Here is a 5,449-nt window from a genome sequence, read left to right as displayed (position 1 = left end):
GCTTTCGATCAGGCGATGAGCCAGGCGGTTGGCCTGCTGGTTGAGCTGGGCAAAGGTCAGCGATTGGGTATCAAACACCAATGCCAGCGCATCCGGGGTACGGGCAGCCTGGGACTCGATCAAGGAGTGGATGGCGCTGTCACGGGGGTAGTCGGCGGCGCTGGCGTTCCAATCTCGTAGGATCTGCTGTCTTTCCACATCACTGAGCAGCGAAATACTGTCGATTGGCTGCTGCGGCGCTGCAATACAGCGTTCCAGCAAGTTCAGCCAATGCTTCCCAAGGCGGTCAATAGTGCTGGCGTCAAACAGGTCGGTGGCGTAGTTCAGCGTTGCAGACAGCCCCTGTGCTGATTCAAAGGTGTTGAGGGTCAGGTCGAATTGCGCGGTATGGTGCTCCCTGCTCAGGCTCTCGACATGTAAGACCGAAGGCGATGAGGGTCGGTCGGCAGCCGCGCTCTGGTGTTCGCTGAGGTGGTTGAACATCACCTGGAACAACGGGTTGTGGCTCAGGTTACGTTCCGGCTGGAGGGCTTCGACCAGTTGTTCGAAGGGCAGGTCCTGGTGGGCTTGGGCCTCTAGCGCGGTTTGCTTGACCTGTGCCAACAGTTCGCTGAAGGACAGCGGTTCATCGAAGCGCGCCCTGAGCACTTGGGTGTTAACAAAAAAGCCCAGCAAACGCTCGGTTTCTACCCGGTTACGATTGGCCACGGGCACGCCGACACGAATGTCGGCCTGGCGGCTGTAATGGTGCAAAAGTGCCTGGAACGAGGCAAGCAGTAGCATGAACAGCGTCACATTGCTCTGCTGGGCAAGCTGCTTGAGTTTTTGTGCCAGCGCCGGGGGAACCGTGACCGTGATGTTTGCCCCACGATAGCTCTGCACGGCAGGTCGCGAACGATCAGTGGGTAACTCCAGGACCGGTTGTTCGCCGCCCAGTTGGCCCTTCCAGTAAGCCAGCTGGCGTTCACTTTCCCCAGCCTCCATCCAGCGGCGCTGCCAGATCGAGTAGTCGGTGTATTGAATCGGCAGTGCTTCCAGCTCGACGGACAGGCCCTGGGAATAGGCACCGTATAGCTGCACCAACTCCTGGACCATCATGTGCATCGACCAGTCATCCGAGACGATATGGTGTTGGACCAGCAGCAGCACATGATCGTCGTCGGCCATGCGCAGCAATTTCACCCGCAGCAACTGATCGTTGCGCAAGTCGAACGGTTGACGGCTATGGTGCTCGACAAAGTCCTTGATGAAGCCATCAGTGGCGCCATTTTCACCCGTGACCTCCAGGATCAGGCCGCTCCGGGGCTCGATCACCTGCATCACGCCTTGCGGCTCTTCGACAAACCGGGTGCGCAGGCTCTGGTGCCGCTCGATCAGGGTATCGAAGCTGCGCTGTAGCGCATCGATATCCAGCGGGCCGCGCAGGCGTAGTGCCGTCGGCAGGTTATAGGCGGCGCTGGCATGGTCCAGCAACCAGAGAAACCACTGGCGCTCCTGGGCAAACGACAGGGGTATGTGCGCGAACGCATGCCGGGTTTGTGGTATCGGCAAGCGTGACAAGCTCATGCCCTTGGCACTCATTTGTTCATAAAGGGTTTTGCGCTGGGTAACTGGCAACTTGATAAAACGATCAATCAAGTCGTTCAGGGCATTGGCTTGCATTTATTGGGTCTCCAGCACATCGAGCAGATCAAACAGATCATTCAATGAGTCATCAGGGGTTTGTTCGCCAGCGGGCTCGATGCGGCGTGCGTAGTCTTCCAGCGAGGCACTTTCGAAAATCGCCGCCAGTGGCACCTCGATCCCCAGGTTCAAATGCACGCGGGAGGTCACTTGTGTCGCCAGCAACGAGTTGCCGCCAAGGGCAAAGAAGTTGTCATCCAGGCCAATGCGCTGGGTCTTCAGTACGGCGCGCCAGATAGCGGCAATGTCGGTTTGCAAACCACTTTGCGGTTCGCGGTGCTCCTGGGCTGCGCTTTGCACGTCCACCGTGGCCAGGGCCTTGCGGTCGAGCTTGCCGTTGGGGTTGCGCGGCATTTGCTCCAACAGGTGCACCTGGGCAGGAATCATGTAGGCCGGCAGGCGCGCCTTGAGGAACGCCCGCAGGGCATCGATACCCGAGTGATCGTGGCCTTCTTCCAGGGTCAGGTAGGCAATCAACTGCTTGCCCAGAGGGTTCTCGCCCACCAGTACTGCCGCTTCTCGAACCCCAGGGAACAGCGCGATTTGCGCCTCGATTTCCCCTAGTTCGATGCGGAAACCATGGATTTTCACTTGCTGGTCGACACGTCCCAGATACTCCAGGGCGGCGTCCTCCTTGCGCCGGCGGGCCAAGTCCCCGCTCTTGTACAGACGCTCGCCCGGTACCAGGGCAAACGGGTTGGGCACAAAGCTGGTAGCGGTGCGCACCGGGTCGCCACAGTAACCGCGCCCGACGCCGACGCCGGCGATACAGATTTCACCCGTGGCACCAGTGGGGATTGGCGAGAGGTCGTCGTCCAGCACATACAGGCGATTGTTGTCGGTTGGGTAACCGATCGGGATGTAGGTGCGTTGAGTCGAGGCAGGGTCGATGTCGTAGAACGCCACATCATCAGAACACTCGGCCGGGCCGTAGGCGTTGATCAGCTTGATCTGCGGGTAACGTGCCAGCCAGTCGGCGGCGGTTTCTGCCGGTAGCGCCTCGCCCGTCGGCAGCAGCCAGCGCAGGTCGGGAAGGTCGCTGTGTTGTTCGGTCAGCAGCGCCTGGATCAGCGCCGGGACAATTTCCAGCACAGTGATGCGTTGCTCTTCAACGTGCTTGAGCAGGGCCTGTGGATTTTTCGAAATATCGTCGGCAAAAATACACACCCTGGTGCCGCACAGCAGCGCGGTGAGGAACTGCCAGACAGAAATGTCGAACGACTGGGACGCCGTCTGCGCAATGATGTCCTGTTCTGTCAATTGCAAGTAAGGCACTTTGCTCAGTTGGTTATTGAGCATGCCGGCCTGTTCGACCATGACCCCTTTGGGTTGCCCGGTAGAACCGGAGGTGAAAATCACATACGCAAGGTTGTTCGGGCCGCTGTAGCGCCCAGGACGTTGTTGGTTGGTGTGCGCGGGTGGCAGATCCTCCCAGACCAGCAGGCCTACGGTGTGACCGGGAGCGCTCGCGGCCAGCTCGGCAAGCAGCGTTTGCGCGTGTTCACGGTACTTGGCCGTGCAGACCAGCAGCGGTGCCTTGCTCAAGTGCAGGATGTTCTTGATCCGTTCGCCAGGGTGGCTCGGATCCAGCGGCAGGTAGCCTGCACCGGCCTTGAAGGTGCCGACAATCATTGCCAACAGTTCCAGGTCGCGATCGGCCAGCAACGCCACGGTCTGATCCAGCCCTACGCCATGCTCGATCAAACCGTGGCCGAGGCTATTGGCATGGCGGTCAAGTTGCTCGTAGGTCCAACTGCGGTCCTGGCATACGGCTGCCACACGTTGTGGGCCAGCATCGACCTGTTGCTCGAACTGTTCGACGAACGAGCGCTGCAGGTCGTGGGGTACCTGCGATTGGTTATGTTCAAGTACCCACTCGCCCTGGCGTGCCGGATCAAGCAGCGTGATTTGGGCTAACGGCTGGTGCAGGTGATGACGCAGGGCGACCAACCATTGCTTGAACTCCTCCAGCAGGCTGTCCATGGTCGAGCGTTCAAAGAAGCGCGTGTCGTAGGACAGGTGCAGGCCAACCTTGTCGCTGGGGTACACCACCACGGTCACCGGGTAGTTGGTGTGGGTCCTCGAGGACTCGGAGATCACCCCCATGTCCTGCGCGTCCTGGCCAACGGAGTCTTCCATCGGCGCGTTTTCGTAGACGAACAGGCTGTTGAAAAGCGGCTGGCCTTTGAGAATCTCGCTGCACTCCTGAATGTTGACCAGAGGCAGGTAGTCATATTCACGCAGCGATACGTTCTTGTGCAGGATGCTTTGCAGCCAGGCGAGGGTGCTGAGTTGGCTGTCCGGTGTGGGGATAGCGATCCGCAACGGTACGCTGTTGATAAACAGCCCCACCGTATTTTGCATCTCGGGAATATGCGCTGGGCGGCCGGAAACGGTGACACCAAATACCACGTCCCGCGAGCGACTGTGGTTATGCAGGGTCAAGGCCCAGGCCGCCTGGACGAAGGTGTTGAGGGTGAGGTGGTAGCGCGTGGCGGCTTCTTGCAGCGCGGTACTGTCTTCCTGGCTGAGCCAGGTGTAATTGTCGCCAATCACCGACACCGAGTGCGCAGCCACTTGCAGATGATCTACCGGCAGTGATGTGGTGTGCTCCAGGCCCGCCAGTTGGTCTTGCCAGAACGTCGTGGCGGCAGTGCGATCCTGTTGCTGCAACCATTGGATAAAGTCGCGGAAGCGGTAGGGTGTGGCTAGCTCGTAGGGTTTGCCTGCCAACATGGCGTGGTAGATCTCGAAGAAGTCCGACATCAGTAACGAGCGGCACCAGGCATCCAGCAGGATATGGTGGTTACTCATGACAAACCGGTGGGACTGGTCGGCCAGCAGGATCAGCTTGAAGCGGATCGGCGGCTGTAAGGCGAGATCGAAGCCGGCTTCGCGCTCTACCTTGAGGAGGTGTTCAATTTGCGCTTGCACCCGGTCCATTGGCACATGGCTCAAGTCCAGCCGTTCGACCTGCACGCTGCTGTTTTTGTGGATGATTTGCAGCAGCGTGCCGCCGGTATTCCACAGGAATGACGCCCGAATCGCTTCATAGCGCTGCACCACTTGCTGCCAGGCCGCCTCGAAGCGTGGATAGTCCAGCGTTTCCTTGATGGTGTAGCACTCTTGCATGAAGTAAATGCCGGAGTTTTTTTCCAGCAACGTGTGCACCAGCAAGCCTTCTTGCATGGGCGACAACGGGTAGATGTCTTCGATCTGCTGGACCGGGATGCTCAGTGTGTCCAGTTGTGCCTGGCTCAGCCCAGCCAATGGGAAGTCAGAAGGGGTTGCACCTTGATGATGGGTATCGCAGCAGTAGGCGATCAACTGTTCGAGCGCCTGCAGGCAGCTGTTGGCGAGGTTCTGGATGGCCTCGACGGGGAAGACTTCGTGGCTGAAGGTCCAGCCCATGCTCAGTTGGTTGTCATAGACCTGGCTATTGATGGTCAGCCAGTTACCCAAAGGCGTTTCGCTGCTCTTTTCGGCACCACGCTCTTCGCCCGTAGGGACAAACAGCGCGCCTTCGGCACTGTCGAAACTACCGTCGAACTGGCCCAGGTAGTTAAAGGTAATGCGCGGTATGGGCAACGCGCCCAGGCGTTCCCGAGTTTGAGCGTCACCCAGATAGCGTAGAACGCCAAACCCAATACCTTTGTCCGGGATGGCTCGCAGTTGCTCCTTGACCTGTTTGATGGCTTCGCCCAAATCCTGGTGGGCGGTCAACTTGACCGGATACAGGCTGGTGAACCAGCCGACAGTGCGAGTC

Annotated in this window: 1 protein-coding gene and 1 pseudogene; both read right to left on the bottom strand. The window is 59.2% G+C overall.

Annotation, left to right across the window (positions count from 1 at the left end; translation table 11 throughout):
* Positions 1 to 1,509, bottom strand: a pseudogene (locus BHC62_RS25160) (condensation domain-containing protein); the annotation flags it as partial.
* Between the two features lie 153 nt (positions 1,510 to 1,662).
* On the bottom strand, positions 1,663 to 5,449 hold a 3,787-nt coding region (locus tag BHC62_RS25155; protein WP_143007595.1), incomplete at its 5' end, for a non-ribosomal peptide synthetase.

The organism is Pseudomonas sp. 06C 126 (assembly GCF_001855215.1).
Taxonomy (GTDB): domain Bacteria; phylum Pseudomonadota; class Gammaproteobacteria; order Pseudomonadales; family Pseudomonadaceae; genus Aquipseudomonas; species Aquipseudomonas proteolytica.
Note: the sequence above shows the minus strand (reverse complement) of the source record. Positions and strands in the feature narration are given on the sequence as shown.